19 protein-coding genes are annotated in these 23,523 nt (G+C 70.9%); 12 read left to right on the top strand and 7 right to left on the bottom strand.

Annotation, left to right across the window (positions count from 1 at the left end):
- The first annotated feature begins 179 nt into the window (after positions 1-179).
- From rsmD to ACZOOI_RS08035, 8 genes are all read left to right on the top strand, one after another.
- Positions 180-749 carry a 16S rRNA (guanine(966)-N(2))-methyltransferase RsmD gene (gene rsmD / locus ACZOOI_RS08070; RefSeq protein WP_465280088.1) on the top strand — a complete coding sequence of 190 codons (570 nt, stop codon included), beginning with the start codon at positions 180-182 and terminating at the stop codon, positions 747-749.
- Positions 750-809: 60 nt separating this feature from the next.
- The gene (gene coaD, locus ACZOOI_RS08065) at positions 810-1,292 is read left to right on the top strand and encodes a pantetheine-phosphate adenylyltransferase (protein WP_020553272.1); all 483 of its coding nucleotides are present in this window, start codon (positions 810-812) and stop codon (positions 1,290-1,292) included.
- A gap of 108 nt (positions 1,293-1,400) precedes the next feature.
- Positions 1,401-2,336: a cell division initiation protein gene (locus ACZOOI_RS08060; RefSeq protein WP_465280087.1), complete on the top strand. Its 936-nt coding sequence runs from the start codon at positions 1,401-1,403 to the stop codon at positions 2,334-2,336.
- 329 nt (positions 2,337-2,665) lie between these two features.
- The gene (locus tag ACZOOI_RS08055) at positions 2,666-3,181 is read left to right on the top strand and encodes a YceD family protein (protein WP_391581374.1); all 516 of its coding nucleotides are present in this window, start codon (positions 2,666-2,668) and stop codon (positions 3,179-3,181) included.
- 2 nt (positions 3,182-3,183) lie between these two features.
- Positions 3,184-3,357 carry a 50S ribosomal protein L32 gene (gene rpmF / locus ACZOOI_RS08050; protein WP_026218805.1) on the top strand — a complete coding sequence of 58 codons (174 nt, stop codon included), beginning with the start codon at positions 3,184-3,186 and terminating at the stop codon, positions 3,355-3,357.
- 8 nt (positions 3,358-3,365) lie between these two features.
- Positions 3,366-4,106, top strand: a complete 741-nt coding sequence (gene rnc / locus ACZOOI_RS08045; RefSeq protein WP_379989192.1) for a ribonuclease III — start codon at positions 3,366-3,368, stop codon at positions 4,104-4,106.
- Positions 4,107-4,298: 192 nt separating this feature from the next.
- The gene (mutM, locus tag ACZOOI_RS08040; RefSeq protein WP_465280086.1) at positions 4,299-5,177 is read left to right on the top strand and encodes a bifunctional DNA-formamidopyrimidine glycosylase/DNA-(apurinic or apyrimidinic site) lyase; all 879 of its coding nucleotides are present in this window, start codon (positions 4,299-4,301) and stop codon (positions 5,175-5,177) included.
- A gap of 26 nt (positions 5,178-5,203) precedes the next feature.
- Entirely contained in the window at positions 5,204-5,806 is a 603-nt protein-coding gene (locus tag ACZOOI_RS08035) for a hypothetical protein (RefSeq protein ID WP_465280085.1), read from the top strand.
- Between the two features lie 82 nt (positions 5,807-5,888).
- Here ACZOOI_RS08035 and ACZOOI_RS08030 read toward each other — a convergent pair whose 3' ends face one another.
- Positions 5,889-6,716, bottom strand: a complete 828-nt coding sequence (locus tag ACZOOI_RS08030; RefSeq protein ID WP_465280084.1) for a CAP domain-containing protein — start codon at positions 6,714-6,716, stop codon at positions 5,889-5,891.
- Between the two features lie 353 nt (positions 6,717-7,069).
- Here ACZOOI_RS08030 and ACZOOI_RS08025 point away from each other — a divergent pair, with 353 nt between their 5' ends.
- Both ACZOOI_RS08025 and smc read left to right on the top strand, forming a co-directional pair.
- On the top strand, positions 7,070-7,276 hold the full coding sequence (locus ACZOOI_RS08025) for a hypothetical protein (protein WP_396006952.1): 207 nt from the start codon (positions 7,070-7,072) through the stop codon (positions 7,274-7,276).
- A gap of 402 nt (positions 7,277-7,678) precedes the next feature.
- On the top strand, positions 7,679-11,335 hold the full coding sequence (gene smc, locus ACZOOI_RS08020) for a chromosome segregation protein SMC (RefSeq protein WP_465280083.1): 3,657 nt from the start codon (positions 7,679-7,681) through the stop codon (positions 11,333-11,335).
- 118 nt (positions 11,336-11,453) lie between these two features.
- On the opposite strand, the gene ACZOOI_RS08015 is transcribed toward smc, so the two are convergent.
- The gene (locus tag ACZOOI_RS08015) at positions 11,454-12,449 is read right to left on the bottom strand and encodes an LLM class flavin-dependent oxidoreductase (protein WP_465280082.1); all 996 of its coding nucleotides are present in this window, start codon (positions 12,447-12,449) and stop codon (positions 11,454-11,456) included.
- 201 nt (positions 12,450-12,650) lie between these two features.
- Between ACZOOI_RS08015 and ftsY the strand changes: the two genes are divergently transcribed.
- Positions 12,651-13,835, top strand: coding sequence for a signal recognition particle-docking protein FtsY (gene ftsY, locus ACZOOI_RS08010; RefSeq protein ID WP_465280081.1), 1,185 nt, complete (start codon positions 12,651-12,653; stop codon positions 13,833-13,835).
- Positions 13,836-13,907: 72 nt separating this feature from the next.
- Here ftsY and ACZOOI_RS08005 read toward each other — a convergent pair whose 3' ends face one another.
- Positions 13,908-14,600 carry a bifunctional DNA primase/polymerase gene (locus ACZOOI_RS08005; RefSeq protein WP_465280080.1) on the bottom strand — a complete coding sequence of 231 codons (693 nt, stop codon included), beginning with the start codon at positions 14,598-14,600 and terminating at the stop codon, positions 13,908-13,910.
- Between the two features lie 286 nt (positions 14,601-14,886).
- On the opposite strand from ACZOOI_RS08005, the gene ACZOOI_RS08000 reads away from it, so the two are divergent.
- On the top strand, positions 14,887-16,386 hold the full coding sequence (locus ACZOOI_RS08000; protein ID WP_465280079.1) for a hypothetical protein: 1,500 nt from the start codon (positions 14,887-14,889) through the stop codon (positions 16,384-16,386).
- 58 nt (positions 16,387-16,444) lie between these two features.
- Here ACZOOI_RS08000 and ACZOOI_RS07995 read toward each other — a convergent pair whose 3' ends face one another.
- The 4 genes from ACZOOI_RS07995 to ACZOOI_RS07980 form a co-directional block, all read right to left on the bottom strand.
- Positions 16,445-17,989 carry an ABC transporter substrate-binding protein gene (locus tag ACZOOI_RS07995; protein ID WP_465280078.1) on the bottom strand — a complete coding sequence of 515 codons (1,545 nt, stop codon included), beginning with the start codon at positions 17,987-17,989 and terminating at the stop codon, positions 16,445-16,447.
- A 345-nt stretch (positions 17,990-18,334) separates the two neighbouring features.
- Positions 18,335-19,921 (bottom strand): ABC transporter substrate-binding protein, encoded by a 1,587-nt coding sequence (locus ACZOOI_RS07990; protein ID WP_465280077.1) that lies wholly within the window; start codon positions 19,919-19,921, stop codon positions 18,335-18,337.
- Between the two features lie 147 nt (positions 19,922-20,068).
- Entirely contained in the window at positions 20,069-21,679 is a 1,611-nt protein-coding gene (locus ACZOOI_RS07985) for an ABC transporter substrate-binding protein (protein ID WP_465280076.1), read from the bottom strand.
- Between the two features lie 202 nt (positions 21,680-21,881).
- Positions 21,882-23,495: an ABC transporter substrate-binding protein gene (locus ACZOOI_RS07980; protein WP_465280075.1), complete on the bottom strand. Its 1,614-nt coding sequence runs from the start codon at positions 23,493-23,495 to the stop codon at positions 21,882-21,884.
- Positions 23,496-23,523: the final 28 nt, after the last annotated feature.

Here is a 23,523-nt window from a genome sequence, read left to right as displayed (position 1 = left end):
GCCGTGCACACCCCGCATACGATCCGGTGGCCCTGTGTGTATGACAGGTCGCACATCGTATTTCGGCCCGGATTTCGTCGGCCGGGACCAGTCGATAGCGTTGACCCCATGCAGGACACGTATGCCCGGCCCGCCCGCGGCGCCGCCCGCCGGCCCGCCCTCCGTCCACGAGCCCACGCATGACCCGGGTGATCGCCGGGGCGGCGGGCGGCCGACGGCTGAGCACGCCGCCGGGCGAGGGCACCCGACCGACCTCGGACCGGGCCCGTGAGGGACTGTTCTCCACCCTCCAGTCGCTGCGCGGCAACCTGCACGGCGCCCGGGTGCTCGACCTGTTCGCGGGCTCCGGCGCGGTCGGCCTGGAAGCGCTGTCCCGAGGCGCGGCGCGGGTGCTGCTGGTCGAGTCCGACCCGCGTGCGGCGAACACGATTCGGACCAACATCCGCCTCGTCGCACTGCCCGGCGCGGAGCTGCGGCCGGCCCGCGCGGAGAAGACCGCCGCGGTGCCCTGCCCCGACGAGCCGTACGACGTGGTCTTCCTCGATCCGCCGTACGCGGTCACCGACGGTGAGGTCGGCACCCTGCTCGGCGCCCTGGCCGAGCACGGCTGGCTGGCGCCCGAGGCGCTGATCGTGGTCGAACGGGCAACGCGTGGTGGGCCATTCGCGTGGCCTGCGGATTTCGTCGAGATCAGATCCCGTCGCTACGGCGAGGGAACGCTCTGGTACGGTCGCGCCGCGCAAGCCTGACCAGGCGGGCGGACCATCGGGTCCGGACCCGTCGGCACCCGATTTCGAGGGGAACCTCCGTTGCGTCGAGTCGTCTGCCCCGGTTCGTTCGACCCGGTCACCAACGGTCATCTGGACATCATCGGACGGGCCGCGAGCCTGTACGACGAGGTCTACGTGGCGATCGGCTTCAATCGCGCCAAGCGCTCGGGTCTGTTCACCATCGAGGAGCGCATCGAGATGCTCCACGAGGTGGTCGAGCAGTACAAGAACGTCAAGGTCGAGGCCTTCGAGGGGTTGCTGGTCAACTTCTGCAAGGAGCGCGGGATTCCGGCCATCATCAAGGGCCTGCGCGCGGTCACCGACTTCGACTACGAGTTGCAGATGGCGCAGATGAACTACGGTCTTACCGAGGTGGAGACGTTGTTCGTCGCGACGAACCCCCTCTACAGCTTTCTGTCGTCGAGTCTCATCAAAGAGGTCGCGACGTACGGAGGCGACGTGTCCGGCCTGGTGCCGGAGACGGTGCTACGTCGGCTCACCGAGCGGCTCGCGCAGGGCTGACGCGGCACGTGCCTCGTCGCCGGGCCGACCGCCCGCGGCGAGTCGGTCCGTCACGCGATGCCGGCGAACACGACGGCTACCGTCGGTTTGAGGAGAGAGAGCAAGCCCGTGGACGTGCAGCCCAAGCTCGATGAACTGATCGCACTGGTCGAGAACGCGCGCTCGATGCCGATGTCGGCGTCGTGCGTGGTCAACCGCGCGGACGTGGTGGCCCGGCTCGAGGAACTCAAGAACCTGCTGCCGGCGGAGTTCGACCACGCGCGCCGGGTGCTCGGCGACCGCGAGTCGGTGATCGAGGAGGGGCGCCGCGAGGCCGAGCGGGTGCTGGCCAAGGCGCGCGAGGAGCGCGGCTCGCTGGTCGCCGACACCGAGGTGGCGCGCGAGGCGTACGGCGAGGCCGACCGGATCCTGTCCGAGGCCCGCCGCGAGGCCCAGCGCATCCGCGAGGAGGCCGACGACTACGTCGACCAGAAGCTGGCCAACTTCGAGGTCGTGCTGACCAAGACGCTCGGTGCGATCGGCCGGGGTCGGGACAAGATGCGCGGTCGCCGCCCGTCCGACGAGCTCGGCGAGTACATGCAGGCGCAGGAGCTGGCCGATGCCCAGGCCAAGGGCCGCCCGGGCAGCCTGCAGGCCCAGCTCGACGGCCACGAGGAGACGTTCGCCGCACCCGCCCAACCCGACTACCCGGCCGCGCCGCCCGCCGCGCCGACCGTGCCGGCGCAGGCCGGCCCCTACGGCGGTCAGCACGGCTACGGCCAGGACGCCTACGGGCAGCCCGCCTACGCACAGGGCGCCGGACCGGACACCGGCTACGCCGGTGGCTACGAGGGCCAGTACGACATGCCGCAGTACGACCAGCACGGGCAGCACGACCAGCACGGGCAGCAGCAGGCGTACCCGACGCAGCACGACCCGGCGAACACGGGGCAGCAGCCCGCCTACGACCCGCAGGCCCAGTACGCACAGTCGTTGGACGAGACCAGCTTCTTCGACACGAGCCTGATCGACGTGCGTCAGTTCCAGCAGGACGGCGGCCGCTAGGAACCGTCCGGCGGGAACCCGGCGGAGCCGGGGCCGGCGGCCGTGCCGCCGGCTCGTCGGGCGCCGCGTGCCGGGCACCCTTCGTCGGGCGGCGGGCGGGCCCGCTCGAATGGCCCCGTTTGGGGCCTGGCGCGCGGGCTGCGATACTCTTACGGACCGACCCTGCCCGAGGCGTGCTTTTCGCGTGCCCCGAGGGTTGGCACCCTGACCATTCGAGCCCCCCGCGACCCGGGGGGTGGCACTGCATGAGGTAGGACATCCTGGACCGCTTGGATCACCGCAAACCACTCGTCGTCGACACACGCGAGCTGGGACGTCGGCCTGGATCCATGCTGAAGGTGTCCCGCTCCGTGCCGGCCCCGAAGGACATGGGTGTGGCAGATGTGATCGGCGCTCCCGAAGGTGCCCCCATCCAGCTGGGTATCCGGCTGGAAGCGGTCATGGAGGGTGTGCTGGTCACCGGCGTCGCACAGATGCCGCTGACCGGTGAGTGCGTCCGGTGCCTGGAACCGCTCGAGCGTGAGCTCACGGTGCGTTTCCAGGAGCTGTACGTCTACCCGGACGCGGAAGCCGACGAGGACGCCTTCCGGCTCACGGACGACTTGTTCGACCTGGAGCCGGTGCTGCGGGACGCGACGGTGCTCGCACTGCCGCTCTCGCCGCTGTGCCGGGAGGACTGCCCGGGTCTGTGCTCCGAATGTGGAGCACTGCTCGCGGAGGACCCCGACCACAGTCACGAGCTCGCCGACCCCCGGTGGGCGAAGTTGACCAACATCTTCGACGGACCTTCCGCCGAAGCCGACGTTGACGGCGCGTCCAGCGCCGACGAGAACCAGGAGAAGTAGCCGTGGCTGTTCCGAAGCGGAAGATGTCGCGCAGCAACACCCGGCACCGCCGGAGCCAGTGGAAGGCCACTGCCGCCAACCTGGTGACCTGCGAGCGCTGCCGTGAGCCGAAGCTGTCGCACATCGCGTGCCCGAGCTGCGGCACCTACAACCGCCGCCAGGTCCTCGACGTCTGATCAGGCCGGTGGTCGTTCCGGTGACGGAATCACTCGCGCAATACGCGGATCTGGAAGGGCGGCTGGGCTGGTCGCTCGACGCCGCCCTTCTGGAACGCGCCCTCACCCATCGCTCGTACGCGTACGAGCACGGCGGGCTCCCGACCAACGAGCGCCTGGAGTTCCTGGGCGACTCGGTGCTCGGTCTCGTCGTCACCGACACGCTGTACCGCAGGCACCCCGACCTGCCCGAGGGCCAGCTCGCGAAACTGCGGGCCGCCGTCGTCAACTCGCGCGCCCTCGCGGGCGTCAGTCGGCGACTGGACCTGGGCGCCTTCATCCGGCTCGGCCGAGGTGAAGTGGGCACGGGTGGGCGGGACAAGTCCTCGATCCTCGCGGACACGCTCGAAGCCATCCTCGGTGCGGTGTACCTGGACCAGGGTCTCGACGCGGCGACCGAGCTGATCCACCGGTTGTTCGATCCGCTGATCGAGCAGTCGGCGAATCTCGGCGCGGGCCTGGACTGGAAGACCAGTCTCCAGGAGCAGACCGCCGCGGCGGGTATCGGAGTCCCCGAGTACGTGGTCTCCGAGACCGGCCCCGACCACGAGAAGACCTTCACCGCGCTCGCCCGGGTCGCGGGTGTCGATTACGGCACCGGTGTCGGGCGGAGCAAGAAGGAGGCGGAGCAGCAGGCCGCCGAAAGCGCTTGGCACTCGATCCGCGCCAAGTACGGAGACGGTTCCGGCACGCAGCCGGCCACCGCGTAGTCTCCGAGCCAATGCCTGCCGATAGGTAAGTTCGAACCGGTCACCGACCTCGCGGTCGCCCGGCACGATCTCACCTACCGGCAGGCATTTTCGCATTCCCGACGGCGGCCCCGCCGCCGTCCGCAGTGTCGCCCGTCGTGTTGTCTCCCGTCGTGTCGTCTCCGGTTGTGCCGTCCCCAGGGGGAGTGCAAGGTGCCCGAACTGCCCGAGGTCGAGGTCGTCCGTCGCGGACTGGAGAAGTGGGTGGTGGGTCGCACCATCGCGCACGTCGAGGTCACCCACGAGCGCGCCGTGCGGCGCCATCTCGCGGGCCTCGTGGACTTCGCCGACGCGCTCGCCGGCGCCCGGGTGCACGCCGCCCGACGACGCGGGAAGTATCTGTGGTTGCCGCTGGTGGCGCCGGGCGCGGAGGCTCCGGAGGACGCGCTGCTCGCGCACCTGGGCATGAGCGGGCAACTCCTGGTGCAACCGCCCGAGGCGCCCCGGGAGAAGCACCTGCACGTGCGGTTCACCTTCACCGACGGCGGGCTCGAGTTGCGCTTCGTCGACCAGCGCACGTTCGGCGGGCTCGCGGTCGAGCGCGGTGGTGCCGAACTGCCGCCCTCGATGGCGCACATCGCGCGCGACCCGTTGGACCCGCTGTTCGACGACGCGCTCTTCCACGCGGCGGTGCGCCGGCGCAACACCGAGATCAAGCGTGCGCTCCTGGACCAGACCCTGGTCAGCGGGATCGGCAACATCTACGCCGACGAGGCGCTGTGGCGGGCCCGGCTGCACGGTGCCCGGCAGACCGGAAAGCTCACGCTCGCCCAGACCACGCTGCTGCTCGCGTCCGTGCGGGACGTGATGACCGACGCACTGGCCGCGGGCGGCACCTCCTTCGACAGCCTGTACGTCAACGTGAACGGGGAGAGCGGCTACTTCTCCCGGGGTCTGGACGCCTACGGGCGCGAGGGCGAGCCGTGTAACCGGTGTGCCACGCCGATCCGGCGGATCTCGTTCATGAATCGCAGCAGTTACTTCTGCCCGGCCTGTCAGCGCGCGCCACGCAAGGCGACGGCCGGGGCGTAGGCACCGGAATCCAGGGAGCGCGTGTCATGGGATTCAACGGGGACATCGTCGTCGTGCGCGAGGCGCGGCCGTTGTCCGAATTCGCGCCGCACGTGGACACGGCGGCGCACCCGGCCCGGACGATGTGGGAGTCGCCGGACGGTTGGACCGCGACGCACGTGCGGCACGAGGACGATCCGTACGCGTTCGAGCGGCCGTGGCTGGAGGCGCTGGCGGCGAAGGCGGACTCGCCGGTGTTGGTGTGCTGGGTCTTCGAGACGCACGTGGCGCACGTCCAGGGGGTGAGCGCGGCGGGCGCCTGGGAGGCGTGGCTGAATCCGGGCGAGGCGGCGGCGCACCTGGCGATGGGCCGGCTCGAGCTGGAGGCCGCCCGCACCGGTGCGGACGTCTTCGACGGGGGCGGCGAGTTGCGTCGGCCGGAGCGCTACGCCCAACTGCGCGACGAGGTGGGCGAGGTGCTGGACCGGGCCCGGCCGAAGGTGGTCGACGCGGCGGTGCGCTGGGCGCGGGCGGCGGGTCGCGCGGCGGCGGCGGAGGCGGTCGACCTCGTGCTCGCCCGCAACCAGGGCGAATCGGGGCTGTACGTGTTCGGTCTGCTGGCGGACCGGCTCGGGGTGGGGCCGCGCTGAGCGGGCAGTCTCGAGGCCGGGCCGCGGACCCCGCGGGGATGCGCCGCCGGGGGCGGCGGCCCGGCCCGGCCGATCCGCCCGATCAGCGGCCGAACTCCTGGGTCCACCAAGGGCCGTTGGCGCCCTCCCGGATACCGACGCCGAGTTTGGTCAGGCCGCAGTCGAGGATGTTGCGGCGGTGGCCGGGGCTGTTCATCCAGGCCCGCATCACCGCGTCGGCGGTCTTTTGGCCACGCGCTATGTTCTCCGCGCCCAGGTAGCTCACGCCGGCCTTCTCGGCGCGGTCCCACGGGGTCAGGCCCTCGGGCGTGTTGTGGTCGAAGTAGTCGCGGTCGGCCATGTCCGCGCTGTGCGCGCGGGCCAGCGCGACCAGTTTGGCGTCGCTCTTGACCGGTCCGCAGCCCGCGGTCGCGCGCTCCTGGTTGACCACCGCGAGCACCTTGTCCTCGGGGCCGCTCGGCGGGTTCGCCGCACTCGTGGTCGGGGTGCCTGCGGGCTTGCTCGGCGTCGCGCTCGCGCTCGGGGTCGTGGCCGCGCTCGTGGTCGGCGCGCCGGTCGTGGTGCTCGCCGTGGGCCCGGGGCTCGTGGCGGGCAGCGCGGTCCGGCCGGTGGTGGACGCGCCCGGGAGCAGGCTGCGGGACGCCTCGTCGCCGGTGCGGTCGGCCCCGATGCCGCCGGGTGGGGCGGAGCCGTCTTGCGCATGCCCGGGCAGCGGCCCGTCGGCGCCCGCGACGCGGTTGGCGGAGGACTCGCCCGCCCGGTCCGAGACGACCATGCCGGCCACCGTGCCGCCCACCGCGAGCAGGGCCAGCAGGGCGAGCAGGGGGGCGATGCGCCGGCGGCGCGACTTCGCGCGTCGTCGATGCGGGCGGGCGGAGGCCGAGGCCGAGGTACGACTGTGCCGAGCCATGGAGGGTTGAGTCACCTTCCGGCAGGGGATATCAATTCACCCGTACGGGTGGTGGTGCCGGAGTGACTCTAGGGCACGGCCGTCCGGAGTTGGCGGACAACCGGAATCTTCTTGACTGGGGAGGTCGAAAGATGATCTCGTACACCCAGCACGACAGCCGTCACCCCAGTCCGCGGTCGAACCGCGTTTGATCGGGTGAAGGTCTCGTTATCGTGCCGTTATGATATTGACCTCCTGCGTTTTTGGTGCGACGCTGGAAGCCCGCGCACCCTATCAGGAGCCTTGCGGCCGGGTGCCACATTTAGACCCGCGAACTTGCGTGGTCATTCATTTTCAGCGTGGAGGACCCTCTCATGGCGAAGGCGCTTCTCGGTTACGTCGGTGGCCCCGATCCCCGACTGCTCGCCGAGAATCGACGGCTCCAGCAGCGTGTTCGTGACCTGGAAACGGAACTTGTCCGTGCCCAGGAGCGTAACGACGCGCTCAACGCCGCCGCTTCGGACGAGCTGCTTGCCGGCTTCGACGTCTCCGCGACGGAACCCGCGCTTTCGCGAGCGTAGGTTCGCGCAAGCGGTAACCGCAAGCGATAACCAGGGACGCCTTCAGGCGTCCCTTTGTCGTTTTCGGAGCCGGCCCGGCACGCCCTCGTGTGGCGTGACCGTTAGCGGGCCGTTACCCACTACGTGTCTCTCGTCCGTGACTCGCGGTGCCGTGACTCTCGCGGGGCCGTGCCTCGCGTTCCCTGGTCCGATCGCGGGTCCCGATCCCCGCGCGACCCCTGCGGCGCGCCCCGTGATCCGCGCGCCCGGTACTTCGATTCCGCTGCTGCCGTCCCCGCCGTGCCCCCTCGCGCCCACCCGCTCGCTTCCAGCGGTTGATACCCCCATCCGAGGCGCTCGACACGCCCTCGGACGGACCGAGCGGGCGAATCGTCCGGGTCGTGCCGACTACTCTTTCGTCGCGTGCACCTGAAGAGTCTGACCCTGCGTGGCTTCAAGTCCTTCGCGTCGGCGACGACGCTGCGCTTCGAGCCGGGGATCACCTGCGTGGTCGGGCCCAACGGCTCCGGCAAGTCGAACGTGGTCGACGCGCTGTCGTGGGTGATGGGCGAGCAGGGTGCCAAGACGCTGCGCGGCGGCAAGATGGAGGACGTCATCTTCGCCGGCACCACCGGCCGACCGCCGCTCGGGCGCGCCGAGGTGAGCCTGACCATCGACAACGCCGACGGCGCGCTGCCCATCGACTACTCCGAAGTCACGATCACCCGGCGGATGTTCCGCAACGGCGGCTCCGAGTACGAGATCAACGGCAGCACCTGTCGGCTGCTGGACATCCAGGAGCTGCTCTCCGACTCCGGCATCGGCCGGGAGATGCACGTGATCGTCGGTCAGGGTCGGCTCGACTCGGTGCTCCGGGCCGACCCCGCCGGCCGGCGGGCGTTCATCGAGGAGGCGGCGGGGGTCCTCAAGCACCGCAAGCGCAAGGAGAAGGCGCTGCGCAAGCTGGACGCGATGCAGGCCAACCTGACCCGGGTGCAGGACCTGACCAACGAACTGCGCAGGCAGCTCAAGCCGCTCGGGCGCCAGGCCCAGGTGGCCCGCCGGGCCGCGGCGATCCAGGCCGACCTGCGGGACGCGCGGCTGCGGCTGCTCGCCGACGACCTGGTACGGCTCAAGAGCGCGCTGGCCGAGGAGGTCGCGGACGAGGCCGCGCTGCGCGAGCGGCGCACCGCCGTGGAGCGCGAACTCGCGCTGGTGCAGGCGCGCGAGGCACAACTGGAGACCGAGGTGCGGGCGATGGCGCCGCGGCTGGCCCGGGCGCAGGAGACCTGGTACGCGCTGTCCGCGCAGGCCGAACGGGTGCGCGGGACGGCCGGGCTGGCCCGGCAGCGGGTCCGCCATGCGACGTCGGCGCCCGCCGAGGAGCGGCGCGGGCGCGACCCGCAGGAGATGGAGCGCGAGGCCGAGCGGATCCGCGAGCAGGAGGCGGAGCTGGCCGCCGCGCTGGAATCGGCGCACGTCGAGCTGGCCGAGACGGTGGAGCGGCGGGGCGAGCTGGAACGCGCCCTGGTCGAGGAGGAGCGCCGGCTCAAGGAGGTCGCCCGGGCGCTGGCGGACCGTCGCGAGGGTCTGGCCCGGCTGGTCGGCCGGGTCGGCGCCGCGCGCAGTCGGGTGGCCGCGGCGGAGGCCGAGATCGGTCGGTTGGTGGGCGCGCGGGACGAGGCGCGCGAGCGTGCGGTCGCGGCGCAGGAGGAGTACGAGCAGCTTCGGCTCGGCGTCGAGGGCGCCCCGCAGGACGACGGCGGCGGGGGACTCGCCGCGATCGAGGCCCGGTTGGCCACGGCCCGCGAGGTGCTGGCCGAGGCCGAGGAGGCGCTCGTGCTCACCCGCGACGCGGAGAAGGAGGCGGAGCGGGAGCGGTCGGCGGTCGTCGCGCGCAAGGAGGCGCTGGAGCCGGCGCTCAGGCGCAAGGACGGCACCGGCGCGCTGCTCGCCGCGGGGGACCGGTTGTCCGGCGTGCTGGGCACGGTGGCCGCGCTGATCAGCGTCGAGCACGGCGCCGAACAGGCGATCGCGGCGGCCCTGGGCGCGGCCTCGGACGCGGTCGCGGTCACGGGTGTGCAGCCGGCCGTGGACGCGTTGCGGCTGCTGCGCAAGGACGACGCGGGCCGGGCCGCGCTGCTGCCGGCCGGGGGCGCGGCGCAGGGGTCGGCGGCCGGTGGGCCGGCGGATTGGCCGGAGCTGCCGGCGGGTGTGGTCTACGCGGCGCGCCTGGTGTCCGTACCGGAGGAGTTGCGCGGCGCGGTCCACCCGCTGCTCGACCGGGTCGCGGTGGTCGAGGATCTGGCCGCCGCCGCCGAGCTGGTCCGGGCGCTGCCCGGGGTGCGTGCGGTCACCCGCGAGGGCGACCTGGTCGGCGCGGGCTTCGCGCACGGCGGGTCGGCGAGCGCGCCGAGCCTGCTGGAGGTGCAGGCGGCGGTGGACGAGGCGGCCGAGCGGGCGGCGGTGTTGACCGAGCGGTGTGCCGGGCTGGCCGCGGCGCTGGCCGGTGCGGTGGCGACCCGGCGGGAGGCGGCGGCCGAGGTCGAGCGGATCACCGCGCAGCGCCGCGAGGCCGAGCGCAAGGCCGCCGCGGCGGCGCAGCAGTTGGGCCGGCTCGGCGGGCAGGCCCGGGCGGCGGCGGGCGAGGCCGAGCGGTTGGCGGGTGCGGTGGCCGAGGCCGAGGCGGCGCGCGCGCAGGAGGAGCTCAAGGTCGAGGAGCTCGCGGCCCGGCTGGAGGCGGCGCAGGAGTACAACGCGGCCGAGGGCGACGAGGAACCGGACACCGCCGAGCGGGACCGGCTCGCGGGCGCCGCGAGCGCCGCGCGGCAGGCCGAGATGGAGGCCCGTCTCGCGGTGCGCACGCACGAGGAGCGGGTGCGGTCGTTGGCCGGCCGGGCCGACGCGCTCGACCGGGGTGCGCGGGCCGAGCGCGAGGCGCGGGCGAGCGCGGCCCGGCGCCGGGAGCGGCTGGCGGTGGAGGCGCGGATCGCGGGCGCGGTGGTCGCGGGCACCGAGGTGCTGCTGCGGCATGTCGAGGCGTCGTTGGCCCGGGCCGGGGCCGAGCGCGACGCGGCGGAGGGCGCCCGGGCCGCGCACGAGGCGGAGCTGGCCCGCGAGCGCGGCCGGTCCCGCAGCTTCGCGGCCGAGTTGGAGAAGTTGACCGACTCGGTGCACCGGGACGAGATGGTGCGCGCGGAGAAGCGGCTGCGGGTCGAGCAGTTGGAGGCCAAGTCCCTGGAGGAGCACGGGATCGAGGCCGAGGGTCTGCTGGCCGAGTACGGCCCGGATCAGCCGGTGCCGCCGTCGCCGCCGGCCGAGGGCGAGGAGCGCGACCCAAACTCGCCCGAGGCGCAGCCGCGCCCGTACGTCCGGGCCGAGCAGGAGAAGCGGCTGCGCGCGGCGGAGAAGGCGCATGTGCAGCTGGGCAAGGTGAACCCGCTCGCGTTGGAGGAGTTCGCCGCCCTGGAGGAGCGACACAACTTCCTCACCGAGCAGTTGGAGGACCTGAAGAACACCCGCCGGGACCTGATGACCGTGGTCAAGGAGGTGGACGAGCGGGTCGAGCAGGTCTTCACGGCGGCGTACCACGACACCGCGCGCGAGTTCGTGGGCGTGTTCGCGCGGTTGTTCCCGGGCGGCGAGGGCCGGCTGATCCTGACCGACCCGGACGACATGCTGACCACCGGCATCGAGGTGGAGGCCCGGCCGCCGGGCAAGAAGGTCAAGCGGTTGTCGCTGCTCTCCGGCGGCGAGCGCTCGCTGACCGCGGTGGCCCTGCTGGTGGCGATCTTCAAGGCCCGGCCCAGTCCGTTCTACGTGATGGACGAGGTCGAGGCGGCGTTGGACGACATGAACCTGCAGCGGCTGATCGGGATCTTCGCGGAGCTGCGGGAGAGCTCGCAGCTGATCGTGATCACCCACCAGAAGCGCACGATGGAGGTCGCCGACGCGCTGTACGGCGTCTCGATGCGCGGCGACGGGGTCACCACGGTGATCAGTCAGCGACTGCGTCAGGAGGACCGGCGAGTGGCGTCCGAGCACGCGGAGCCGTTGAGCGGGGTGTCCGCGGGCGGGTGAACGCGAGCGGCGGCCACACCCCGGTCGAGTCGAGGGTGTGACCGCCGCCGGTCGCGGGTCGGTCGGGTCGCCGGGCGTGCCGGGTCACCGGGCCTGCGGGTTCACCGGGCTTGTGGGATCACTCGGCCGGCACGTTGCGCGGCATGACCTTGTCGTTGAACAGTTGCAGGCTCGCCCAGCCCGCGTCGATCGGCAGGCCGCCGACCAGCGGGTGCAGGATCAGCGCGTCGGTCAGGCCGCCGGACTGGCCGATCTCGACGCACTCGTCGGGGGTGAGGCAGCAGTAGATGCCCTCCTCGCGCAGCGCGGCGACCGTGGTGGCCGAGGACTCGACCACGGAGGCTATGTCCGGGGTCTGCCAGCCGGCGTACGTGGTGGCCTCGTGCAGGAAGTACTCGCCGTACTCGGCCCACGCCTTGTCCGGGTCCTCGGTGCAGAAGATCATCCGGGTCATGACCGGCGGCAGGATCGCGAAGCCGCCCTCGAAGCCTTCCTCGGCCGCGAGCTCGTAGTAGTACTGCTCCAGCTCCGGGATCGGCGCCGCGGCGTAGAACGGCAGCCGCAGCCGGACCGCGCGGCGTACGGACGCCTTGGCGGTGCCGCCGACCATGACCATCGGGTGCGGGTCGGTGAACGGCTTGGGGGTGACCCGGACGGTGGCGCCGCGGTACTCGAACGGCTCGCCGGTCCACGCCTTGAGCAGCGTCTCCAGCACCTCGTCCTGGATCTTCCCGCGCCGCTTCCAGTCCTTGCCGAGCGCCGCGTACTCCTCGGGCCGGTAGCCCAGGCCCGCGACGAGCGAGAGTCGGCCGCCGCTGATGTTGTCCAGGACGGCGATGTCCTCGGCGAGCCGGATCGGGTCGTACAGCGGGGCGAGCAGTGCGCAGACGATCACGCCTATCCGCTCCGTGGCGCCGAAGATCGCGCCTGCGGTGCTCAGCGGGGAGGGGCTCCACGCGTTGTCCGCGCCGTGGTGCTCCTCCAGGCTGATCATGTCGAACCCGTTCTTGTCCGCGAAGGCCGCCATCTCGACGGTGGCCCGGTAGCGCGCGGACATCTCCTGCCGGTCGAGACCGGGGAGGACCTGGTTGAACCGCAGATTCGTGACAGCCATGGAGCGTGAACACCTTCCGGGTCGAGCCGAAGCCGTCTCGGACACGTGTCATCTGCCGGACGGTGCTTGGCATGGGCAAGCTATCTGACGCAGTGTCAGGATTCAACGGTCTCCGGGTCACGGACGGGCGGTCGGGCGCGGACCCGCCGGGAGCGGCCGGTCGCGGTTCGGCGCCGGACCGTCTGGGAGACTGGAGGTCCTATGGAGACTGTGATCCTGATCGTCGTCATTGCCCTCGTCGCCTTCGTCGCCGCCGGCTGGTTCGTGGTCGGCTCGCGCCGCAAGGGCGTGCCGCCGGCGCCCCCGCGCACACCGGTCGAGCCGGGTGTCGGCGACGAGGCCGCCCCGCCCGTCGAAGCGCCCCGGCGCACCATCGACACGGTCGATCTGCCGGAAACGACGGTCGTCGTGCCGACCGAGCCGGAAGTCGTCCCGCTGGAGGTCCCGGAGCCCACGGCCGGGCGGCTGGTCCGGCTGCGCGCCCGGTTGGCCCGCTCGCAGACCACGTTCGGCAAGGGCCTGTTGGCGCTGCTCGCGCGCGAGCACCTGGACGAGGACACCTGGGAGGAGATCGAGGACACCCTGCTGACCGCCGACGTCGGCGTCGCGCCCACGCAGGAGCTGGTGGACCGCCTCCGGACCCGGGTCAAGGTGCTGGGCACCCGTACCCCCGCCGAACTGCGCGCACTGCTGCACGAAGAGCTGCTCACCCTGCTCGGTCCCGACCTGGACCGCACTCTCAAGACCGCCCGGCACACCGGCGGCGAGGGCGGCGACCGGCCGGCCGTGGTGCTCGTGGTCGGCGTCAACGGCACCGGCAAGACCACCACGACCGGCAAGCTCGCGCGCGTGCTGGTCGCCGACGGCCGCAGTGTCGTGCTGGGCGCCGCGGACACCTTCCGCGCCGCCGCCGCCGATCAGTTGCAGACGTGGGGCGAGCGGGTCGGCGCCCGTACGGTGCGCGGCCCCGAGGCGGGCGATCCGGCCAGCGTCGCGTTCGACGCGGTCAAGGAGGGCATCGCCGAGGGCGTGGACACGGTGCTCGTGGATACCGCCGGCCGACTGCACACCAAGACCGGCCTGATGGACGAGCTGGGCAAGGTCAAGCGGGTGGTGGAAAAGCACGGTCCGGTGGACGAGGTGCTGCTCGTGCTCGACGCCACCACCGGTCAGAACGGCCTGGTCCAGGCCCGGGTGTTCGCCGAGGTGGTGGACATCACCGGCATCGTGCTGACCAAGCTCGACGGCACTGCCAAGGGCGGCATCGTGGTCTCGGTGCAGCGCGAGCTGGGCGTGCCGGTCAAGCTGATCGGCCTCGGCGAGGGTCCGGACGACCTGGCGCCGTTCGAGCCGTCCGCGTTCGTGGACGCGCTGATCGGGGACTGACGGGCCGATCACGAACGCCGGACGGGTCGACACGGCCCGTCCGGCGTTTTTTCCGCCCTCGGCGCGCCCCGCTCAGGAGGCCAGCCACAGACCTCGGCCGGTCGAGGAGGCGTCCTTGCGGTGGCACGCATAGGCCAGGGTGCCCAGGAGCAGGCGGGCCTCCGGGAGCGCGGGATCGCCGCTCTCGGGCGGGCGGATCCACTCCACCGGGCCGAGCATGCCCATCGGCGACGGCGGCGCGAACACGTAGTCGCCCTCGCCGTGGCAGCGCAGGTCCAGGACGGCGTCGTCCCAGCCCATCTGGTACAGCAGATGGGGCAGTTCGGCCGCCGCGCCGGGGGCGACCAGGAACGCGACCCGCCCGGTCGGCGTGGCCAGGACCGGGCCCAGCGGGGTGCCCATCCGCTCCAGGCGGACCAGGGCCCGGGTGCCCGCCCGACGCGGCACGCTGATCGCGTCGAAGACCCGACCGGTGGGCACCACGACGGTGCTGTCCGGCCACTGCGACCACAGGTAGCGCACCGCGGCCGGTGACGCGGTGGCCCGCTCCGACCAGCGCGGGTCCGCCGGGTGCATGCCCGGCGCGGCACACGTGACACGGCCGCACGAGCAGTGGATGCCGCGTCCGTCGCGTACCAGGTGCGCACCCTGGGCCACCGGCCAGCCGCGTTCTTCCGCGAACTCGGCCACCGCCTGCCACAGTGCGGCCCGCGTACGCCGGCGCGATCCGAGCATGATGTCCATGTCCTCCCCAACGGCACTCATTACTTTTGGTTACGCTGTGACCGCAATGAGTCATCTCGACGGCTGTGGGGTTCGCACGATATGAACGGGACCGGCAGCCGTCGTCGGCCTGTGTCGCCGATCAGTCAAACGCGATCTCCCCCCTGGCGCGTCCCGGGCGCGTGGGGTGGCGAAGCCTGGCGTTTGGCGCATCGACCGACGCCTGCGGGCGAGTCGGAATACGTTCGGCAGACGGGCCTGCGCGTACGGTTCCCATCGGGGCCCGACGCCTGACCGGCCGGACCGCTGAGGGCATGGGGGCGATGCGGTGGCGACGACGCGAGCGCGGGGCGGCGGCTCCGCGGACGAGCACGAACCGGACGGCGGGCGGCAGCCCAACGACCGGCTCTCCGCGTGGTTCGCCCGCAGCGGATGGTCGAAGGGCGAGTTGGCCCGTCAGGTGAACCGGCACGCGCGGGCGATCTCGGCCCCGCACGTGAGCACCGACACCTCCCGGGTGCGCCGCTGGCTGGATGGTGAGCAGCCGCGCGAACCGATACCGCAGATCCTGGCCGAGTTGTTCACCCGACGGTTCGGGCGCGTGGTCAGCATCGACGAACTGGGCCTGCGTGAGCCGGACGAGCCGCACGGCGACTTCGGCGTGGACCTGCCCTGGACGTTCGAGACGGTGGTCGAGATCCTCGGCGAGTACACCCGGGGCGATCTGCTGCTCGGGCGGCAGGAGTTCGTCGGTCCGTCGTTGCGCCTGGCGGCGGGCCGCGATCTGGTCGAGCCGCTCCAGCGCTGGTCCGCGCCGCTGCCCGCGACGCCGGCTCCGCTGCCCGCGCCGATCGTGCCCGGCGCCGGGCACGGCGGGCGCCGGCCGCGGTTGCCGGCGTCCGCGACCGAGCACCTGCACGAGTCGGTCCGGCTGTTCCGGCGCTGGGACATGCAGGGCGGCGGCGGGCTGCGGCGCAAGGCGGTGATCGGCCAACTCAACGCGCTCACCGACCTGTTGCGCGACGAGCACCCGCCCGCCGTGCGCGCTCGGCTGCTCGGGCTGACCGCCGAACTCGCGCTGCTCGCCGGGTGGATGTCCTACGACACCGGCCTGCAACCGGGCGCGCAGAAGTACATGGTGCTCGCCCTGCACGCGGCGAAGGAGTGCGACGACGCGCCGTTCGGGGCGAACGTGCTCGGGGTGATGTCCCGGCAGATGATCCACTACGAATTGGCCGAGGACGCGCTGGAGTTGATCCACCTGGCCCAGTACGGCAGCCGGGACACCGGTGGCGCCGGGCTCCAGGCGATGTTGTACACGCTGGAGGGGCGCGCGTATGCCGCACTGGGCGACACGGATCGATGTCGGCGTGCGCTGGGACTGGCCGAACAGGCGCTGGCGGACAGCCGGCCGCATACCGAGCCGGACTGGATCCGTTATTTCGACCGGGCCGAACTGCTCTCCGAGAGCGGCCACGCCTATCGCGATCTCGCCTACACCCGACCGGCGTTCGTGGCCCCGGCGAAGGAGCGGCTGAGCGAGACCGTACGGCTGTTGCTGGGCACCGGCGAGTTCGTGCGCAGCCTCGCGCTCGCCCACGTGGGGCTGGCCACGGTGTTCCTGATCGAGCACGACTCGGCGGGTGCGGTCGAGCAGGCCACGGCGGCCCTGGAGATCGCCTTCCGGGTGCGCTCGGAGCGGCTGATCGTACGACTGCGGCGCACCGTGGAGGCGCTGGCCGGGCGTTTCCCGGCCGATCCGGCGGTGTGCGACCTGGCCGCCCGGGTGGCTCGCGAGTTGCCCGAGGCGCCGTTCCCGACCGCGTGACGCGCGTCGGCCCCCGCCCGCGCGTGGCGGGCGGGGGCCGAACGGCGTCGGGGGTGGGCTACTTCATGCCGATCCGGTCCATGAAGAAGACGCCGGTGTTGTACTGCACGACACCGGTGACCTTCTTGTTGAACAGCACGCCGATCGAGGACTCCGCGTACGTCCACACCGGCAGATCGGCGACCATTGCCTTCTGCAGGTCCGAATAGGCCTTCTTGCGGGCGGCAGGGTCGGTCGAGCTGCGGCCGGCCACCAGTGCGCCGTCCACCGCCGGGTTGTTCCAGCCGATGAAGTTGGTCGGGCTCTTGGAGAACCAGTTGTTGAAGGTCAGCGGTTCCGGGTCGACCAGCCACTGCTGGAAGAGCATCGCCTGGAAGTCCTTGCGCAGCGCGTACTTCTCGATGTACGCGCCGATCTCCAGCGACTCCAGCTTCATCGAGACGTTCTTGTACTCGGCCAGCTGGGTCTGCATCCACTCGGCGACCTTGACCGAGGACGGGTTCTGCGGCAGGAGGTAGCTGAACTCGACCTTCTTGCCCTCGCGCTCCAGCTCGTCGAAGAGCTGCTTGGCCTTGGCCTTGTCGGGGTTCGCCTGCACGTTCGCCGGGTCGAAGAACGGCGACTTCTGGGCGAAGTAGCCCTTCGCGGGCACGTAGCCGTTGGACAGCGTCTTGGGGATCCCCGCAGGGTCGAGGGCGAGGGTGATCGCCTGTCGCGCCCGCAGGTCGTCGAACGGCGGCTTGGTCATGTTGAACTGGATCATCTGGCCGCCGTCGACCGAGCGCTGGACGACGCCGATCTCCTTCTCCGCCTGCGCGATGGTGGCGTTGTCGGAGCTGATGAAGACGTCCGCGCCACCGCCGTTGATGGTGTTGTACTGCTGCTTGATGTCCGGCACGTTCTTGATCGTCAGCTTGTCCAGCTTGGGCAGACCCTTGTCCTTCTGCCAGTAGTTCTCGTTCTTGACGTAGACCTGCTGGCTGCCGCGGGTCCAGCTCTCCAGCTTGAACGGTCCCGCGCCCACCGGCTTGTTGCGGTACTCGTCCGGCCCCTTGGCCAGCGAGGCGGGCGAGGCGATGTAGGTCAGGTCGATGGCGATGGCCCGGTCCAGCTGGGCGTTCGGCATGCCCAGCGGGGTGACCTCCAGCGTGGTCGGGTCGACCACCTTGCTGGTCAGCCCCGCGGCTATCTGGCGGTGCTGGGACTGGGTCTCCGCCTTGGCGTGCATGTCCCAGTTGAACTTGACCGCGGCCGCGTCGAGCGGCGTGCCGTCGGAGAACTTGACCCCGGGGCGGAGCTTGAGCTGCCAGGTCTTGCCGTTGTCCGCGGTGGTCAGGCTCTCACCCAGGTGTGCCTTGACCGAGTTGTCCGCGGCGTCGATGTAGAACAGCGGGTCGTACAGGGCCGCCAGGCGCGGCTCGTCGGCCACCGCGACGGACGCGGCCTTGAACGGGTCGAGCGAGGCGGAGTCCTGTACGGCCAGCATCGTCATGCTGCCGCCGGCCTTGGCCTCGCCCTGGACGGTCGACTGTTTGCCGCCCGTGGATCCGGAGTCGTCCGAACCGCCACACGCGGTGGCCGTGATGCCGAGAACCACCATCATCGTAACGAGAGTCGTGCGACGTGCGGTCGTGCGTCGTGCAGACAACGTTCTTGCCACCTCCGCCGGGGAACAACACAAGTGGTGCCGGGAGCCATGAGCGTGGAGCGGGAACAGCCGAATCGGTACTGCGTGCGGCACACCGTAGGACCACCGGGCGCAACTTGCACGACCTGTAAGCCGATCTGTTACATCGTTACAGACAGTTGTCGAATCGTGTCGGGAAACCTGCCCCCGGCTGCCGCGTACCGGCCGGGAAGCTCGTCCGCATCCGGCGAACGAGCCTCCCGAACACGGATGGTGACGGTGCGTCGGATCAGCCGGGGATGATCCGGGCCCGGTGTCGGACTACTTCAGGCCGACCCGGTCCATCAGCATGCCGCCGTCCTGGACGCCGACGACACCCACGGCCCGCGGGCCGGAGATGATGTTGGTGATCGCCTCCTGGTAGGCGAGCATCGGCAGATCCTTGACGAGCACCTTCTGGAGGTCCGCGTACGCGGCCTTGCGCGTTGCCTCGTCGGTGGTGGAGCGACCCTTGATCAGCGCCGCGTCCGCCTCCGGGCTCTTGTAGCCGGTGAAGTTCAACGGGGTCTGCGAGAACAGGCTGTTGAACAGCACCGGTTCCGGGTCGCTGGACCAGATCTGGTACAGCGCCGCGGTGAAGTTCTTCTGCACCGTCAGCCGCAGGTAGTAGCTGGCGACCTCGGCCTTGTCGAGCTTGACCTCGACGTTCTTGAACGCGTTGAGCGCGGTCATGGTGTACTCGGAGGTCGCGTTGGAGGTCGGGTTCTCCGGGACCAGGTAGTTGAACTTGACCGGCTTGCCCTCGGCCGCCAGTTCGTCGAAGAGCTTCTGCGCCTCGACCTTGTTCGGGCTCGGCTGCGCGGCGGTGGGGTCGGTGAAGGTCTTGCCGCTGTGGAAGATGCTCTTGGCCGGGGTCGCCGTGCCCGCGTACATCTTCTGGTTCAGGTCGGCCGGGTCGAGCGCGAGCGCCACCGCGCGCCGGGCGCGCGGGTCGTCGAACGGCGCCGTCGAGGTGTTGAAGACGATCATCTGGCCGCCGTCGAGGGTGAACGGCGTGACGCCCAGGCCCGCTTCCTGCGCGGCCTTGGTCTTCTGCGGGTCGATCGTGAAGGTGATGTCGGCGCCGCCGGCCTTGATCGTGTCGACCTGCTGCTTGACGTCGTTGACCACCTTGATGGTCAGCGTGTCCAGGTACGGCTTGTCCGCGCCCTGCCAGTAGTTCGGGTTCTTCTCGAACACCATCTGGCTGTCCCGGGTCCAGGTCTTGAGCACGAACGGGCCCGCGCCGACCGGCTTTTCGCCCTTCGGGTCGATCGCGTACTGCTTGGGCGACTCGATGTAGGACAACTCCGAGGCGACCGTGCGGTCGAAGTTCGCGTTCAGCATCGGCAGGGTGATCTTCAGCGTCAGCGGGTCGACCACCTCCAGCCCCAGGCCGCTCGCGGCCGGGCGGTGCTGGCTGAGCACCTCCGGCTTGGCGTGCATCTCCCAGTTGAACTTGACCGCCGCGGCGTCCAGCGGGGTGCCGTCGCTGAACTTGACGTTCGGCTTGACCTTGAGCGTCCAGACCTTGCCGCCGTCGTCGCTCTTGAGGCTTTCGCCGATCTGCGGCAGGACCTTGTTCTGCGTGTTGTCCACGTAGAACAGCGCGTCGTAGACCGCGAGCATGCGGTTGAGGTCGGTGACCGCCGCATAGGACGCGTTGAACGGCGTCATGCTGCGGGCGTCGGACACGGTCAGAAGGGTCAGGTTGCCGCCCTTCTTGCCGCCCGCCGACGCATTCGGATCGGCCTTGCCGCCGGCGCCGTCGTCCCCGCCGCCACACGCGGCGAGGATCAGGGCCAGAGCCGATACGCCGGCGACGGCCGCCGCGCGCTTTCGTGCGTTGTTGCCGAGGTGCTTGCTCATGTGACTCCTCCGTTGTCACAAGGCACACCCGGTCCCCGTTCGGATCGGGTGTGATGGTGCGGTGGTGCACGGCCGGGGGCCGGCCCGGCGCCGAGATCGCCGCGCCGGGCCGACCACCCGGCCGGGTCTGTGGGGGTCAGCCGCTCATCAGCGCCGCCCGATGGCGTCGAAGTGGATCAGGCCGTCGTTGTAGAGCTGGATCCCGACCAGGTCGGACCGATGCACGGCGCCGATCACCGCCGACGAGTAGACCCAGAACGGCAGATCGCGGTTGACCTGGTTCTGCAACCGGGTGTAGGCATCGCGCCGCGAACCGGCGTCGGTGGAGCGCCGACCGTCCTCCAGGGCGGTGTCCACGATGTCGTTCGCGTAACCGGTGATGTTGCTCAAACCGGCCTTGCTGTACAGGAATTGGTAGATCGTCGGCTCCACGTCGTCGGCCCACAGCTGACAGACGGTGGCGTCGAAGTCGTTGCCCGCCAACCGGGTCACCAGCGAGGCCATGTCGGTGACCTCGACGATCACGGTCACGCCCGGAAAACCCTCCAGGGTCTGCCGGATGTACTCGGCGGTGGCGCGCATCTTGGCGCTGTCCGGCACCAGATAGCGGAAGACGAACGGTTTCTTCCCGTTGTTGGTGACCTGCGCGAACAGCGCGCGGGCCTCCTCGGGCCGATTCTCCGGCGCGGCCAGGTTGACGTTCGCCAGCGGGGACGCGCTGTCGAAGATGCCGCGCGCCGATTCGCCCCGACCGCCGTAGAAGCGCCGGCTGATCTCGGTGCTGCTGAGCGCCAGTGCCGTCGCCCGGCGGGCGTTCGGATCCTGGAACGGCCCCTTGCGCACGTTGAAGGCGACCATCAGGCCGCCGTTGAGCCGGGCGTCCTCGGCGACCAGTCCGTCCGCGCGGGCCTGCGCGATGCTCTGCGGGTCCGTGCTCAGGGTGAGGTCGGCCCGCTTGGCCTGGATCGCCTTGTTGCTGCCCTCGACGTCCTTGTCCACCCGGAAGACCACCTCGTCGAGGTAGGGCCGATTCGGTTGCCAGTACGAGGGGTTGCGCTCCAGCCGGACCTCCCGGCCCGGCTCCCAGCTCTTCACCTTGAACGGGCCAGCACCGACCGGCGCGTGCTTGAGCTCGAAGCGGCCCTCGGCCGTGGCGGCCAGTCGCCGGGGTGCGACGAAGGAGAGGTTGCGCGCGATGGTGTGGTCGAAGTTGGCGTTGGAGGCCGGGAGTTCGATGCGCAGCTGGAGCGGGCCGAGTTCGGTCAGCTGCACGCCGCGCAGCGGACCGCCGACCAGCGATCGCACCGTGGGGTCGCGATGCGCCTCCCAGTTGGCCCTGACCGTGCCGGCGTCGAGCGGGCTCCCGTCGCTGAAGCGCACGTCGGGACGCAGGGTCAGGGTCCAGATCCGCGCGCTCTGGTCGGAGACCAGCGATTCGGCCAGCTTGGGGCGTACTCCACCCGTGCTCGGATCGGTCCAGACCAGCACGTCGTACAGCGCGGACAACCGGTTCGAGTCGGCCACGCTGGAGTAGGACGCGGTGAACGGATCGAGCCCACGCTCCTCGCCGGGCATCAGGATCGTCACCGAACCGCCGTGCTCGGGCTCGCCGGACGAGCCGCCCGAGTCGGACGAGCCCAGGCCGCAGCCGGTCGTCGCCAGCACGGTGGCCGCGGCGAGCCCGAGGGCGAGGGAGAGTCGGCGGCGCAGGCCGCGACACGGTGGTCGTCGTAGGGGTGTCTTCGGGTGGAGTACCACTGCCGGCCTACCTACCTATCACTGTGGGGTTCGAACGTGCGTCGTGCGTCGGTGCAGTCGTGCAGTCGTTCCGGAAGTGCGGTAGCGCTGTGGTGCGGTGGCTCGCGCGAGCCGCGCGAGGGGACCGAATGTCGTGCGCCGGCCGGGTACGGCGGGGCGTCCCGCCCGGGGTCACGGAACCCGGGCGGGACGAGTCGATCGACTAGCCGGTCGTGCCGATCCGGTCCCACAGGACGACGCCGTCGTTGGCCAGCTGGATGCCGGTGATCCTGGGGTTGTAGACCGCGGCGGTGACCGCTTCCTGGTAGACCCAGAAGGGCATGTCCTTGTTCACCTGCAGCTGTACACGCGTGTACGCGTCACGTCGCTGGGCGGGGTCGGTCGTCCTGCGCGCGTCCTCGAGCGCGGTGTCGACAATCGGGTTCTCGTAACTGCTGTTGTTCGGCATGCTCCTGCTGTGCAGGAGATCGTAGATGCCCGGCTCCGGGTCGTCGATCCATTGTTGACCGAGAGCCGCGGCCCATTCGGTGGTGCCGCCTCGGACGGTCCGGACATAGGTCGCGATGTCGACGACCTTGACCTCCATCTGGACCCCGGGGTAGGTGTTGAGTACCGACTTCATGTACTCCGCGACCCGGATCGAGGCGGGGGCCTGGGGAACCCAGTAGGTGAACTTGAGCGGCTTGGTGCCGCCCGCGGTCACGTCGTCGAAGAGCTCCCTGGCCCGCTTGGGGTCGTTCTCCGACGCCGCGAGCTGGATGTTGGCCACCGGGGAGGAGGCGGCGAAGATGCCCTTGGCGGGGGTGCCCTTGCCGCCGAAGAACTTCTGGTTGATCTCGATCCCGTTGAACGCGTAGACGAATGCCCGGCGCGCCCGCAGGTCCTTGAACGGCGCGACGTTCAGGTTGAACACGACCATCTGGCCGCCGTTGAGGCCGATGCGGGTCACGCCCAGCTTCTTCTCCTCGGCCTGCGCCACGGCGAGCGGGTCCACCGCGACGGTGAGGTCGGTCTTGCCGCCGTCGACCGCGCCGACCGAGTGGTTGACGTCGGTGTCCACCGTGATGGTCAGGTTGTCCAGATGCGGCAGGCCCTTGTCCAACTGCCAGTAGTCGGGGTTGCGGGTGTAGGTCTGCTTGACCCCGCGCTCCCACTGCACCAGCTTGTACGGGCCGGCGCCGACCGGCTTGTCGCCGATCCCGGCGGGGGCGGCCCGCAGCGCGGTGGGCGAGGCGATGTAGGCGAGGTTGCGCGTCACCAGGTGGTCGAAGTTCGCGTTCTCGCTGATCAGTTTGATGTCCAGGGTGAGCGGGTCGCTGACGTTGAGCGAGAGGATGACGCTCGCCGCGCCCCGCTGGAAGGAACCGACCTTGGGGTCCTTGTGCCGGTCCCAGTTGAACCGCACGGCCTCGGCGTCGAACACCGTGCCGTCGCTGAACTTCACGTTCGGACGGATCTTGAGTCGCCACGTGTCGGCCTTGGGGCCGTTGATCGCCAGCGACTCGGCGATCTGCGGGCGAATGCTGCCGGTGCTGGGATCCGTCCACACCAGCGAGTCGTAGAGCGCCGACATGCGACTGCCGTCGGCGACGTTGACATACGACGTGGCGAAGGGGTCCAGGCTGGTGGAGTCGCCCGGGAGGCTCATCGTGAGCGAGCCGCCCTGCTTGGGCGTACCCGCGGCCGACGGCTTGGTCTTGTCGTCGTCCCCGCAACCGGCGAGGACGGTGGCCAGCGCGGTCGCGACGACCAGCACGGCTATTCGGCGCCGGGGACGGCGCGTGGATCGAAGGGACAACAGGGAAGTACGAGTCACTGCAGGGCCAACCTTCACCTGACGGACC

The sequence above is a fragment of the Embleya sp. L77 genome (assembly GCF_055557415.1).
This window is presented reverse-complemented; position numbering and strand designations above follow the sequence as displayed.

Bases quoted from the DNA above. Each gene is read 5' to 3' on its own strand.
- ACZOOI_RS08055 (WP_391581374.1), top strand. From the start codon at position 2,666: ATGCTGAAGGTGTCCCGCTCCGTGCCGGCCCCGAAGGACATGGGTGTG.
- ACZOOI_RS07990 (WP_465280077.1), bottom strand. From the start codon at position 19,921: ATGAGCAAGCACCTCGGCAACAACGCACGAAAGCGCGCGGCGGCCGTC.
- ACZOOI_RS08035 (WP_465280085.1), top strand. From the start codon at position 5,204: ATGGGATTCAACGGGGACATCGTCGTCGTGCGCGAGGCGCGGCCGTTG.
- ACZOOI_RS08005 (WP_465280080.1), bottom strand. From the start codon at position 14,600: ATGAGTGCCGTTGGGGAGGACATGGACATCATGCTCGGATCGCGCCGG.
- rsmD (WP_465280088.1), top strand. From the start codon at position 180: ATGACCCGGGTGATCGCCGGGGCGGCGGGCGGCCGACGGCTGAGCACG.
- ACZOOI_RS08015 (WP_465280082.1), bottom strand. From the start codon at position 12,449: ATGGCTGTCACGAATCTGCGGTTCAACCAGGTCCTCCCCGGTCTCGAC.
- ACZOOI_RS08030 (WP_465280084.1), bottom strand. From the start codon at position 6,716: ATGGCTCGGCACAGTCGTACCTCGGCCTCGGCCTCCGCCCGCCCGCAT.
- ACZOOI_RS07995 (WP_465280078.1), bottom strand. From the start codon at position 17,989: ATGATGGTGGTTCTCGGCATCACGGCCACCGCGTGTGGCGGTTCGGAC.
- ftsY (WP_465280081.1), top strand. From the start codon at position 12,651: ATGGAGACTGTGATCCTGATCGTCGTCATTGCCCTCGTCGCCTTCGTC.
- ACZOOI_RS08025 (WP_396006952.1), top strand. From the start codon at position 7,070: ATGGCGAAGGCGCTTCTCGGTTACGTCGGTGGCCCCGATCCCCGACTG.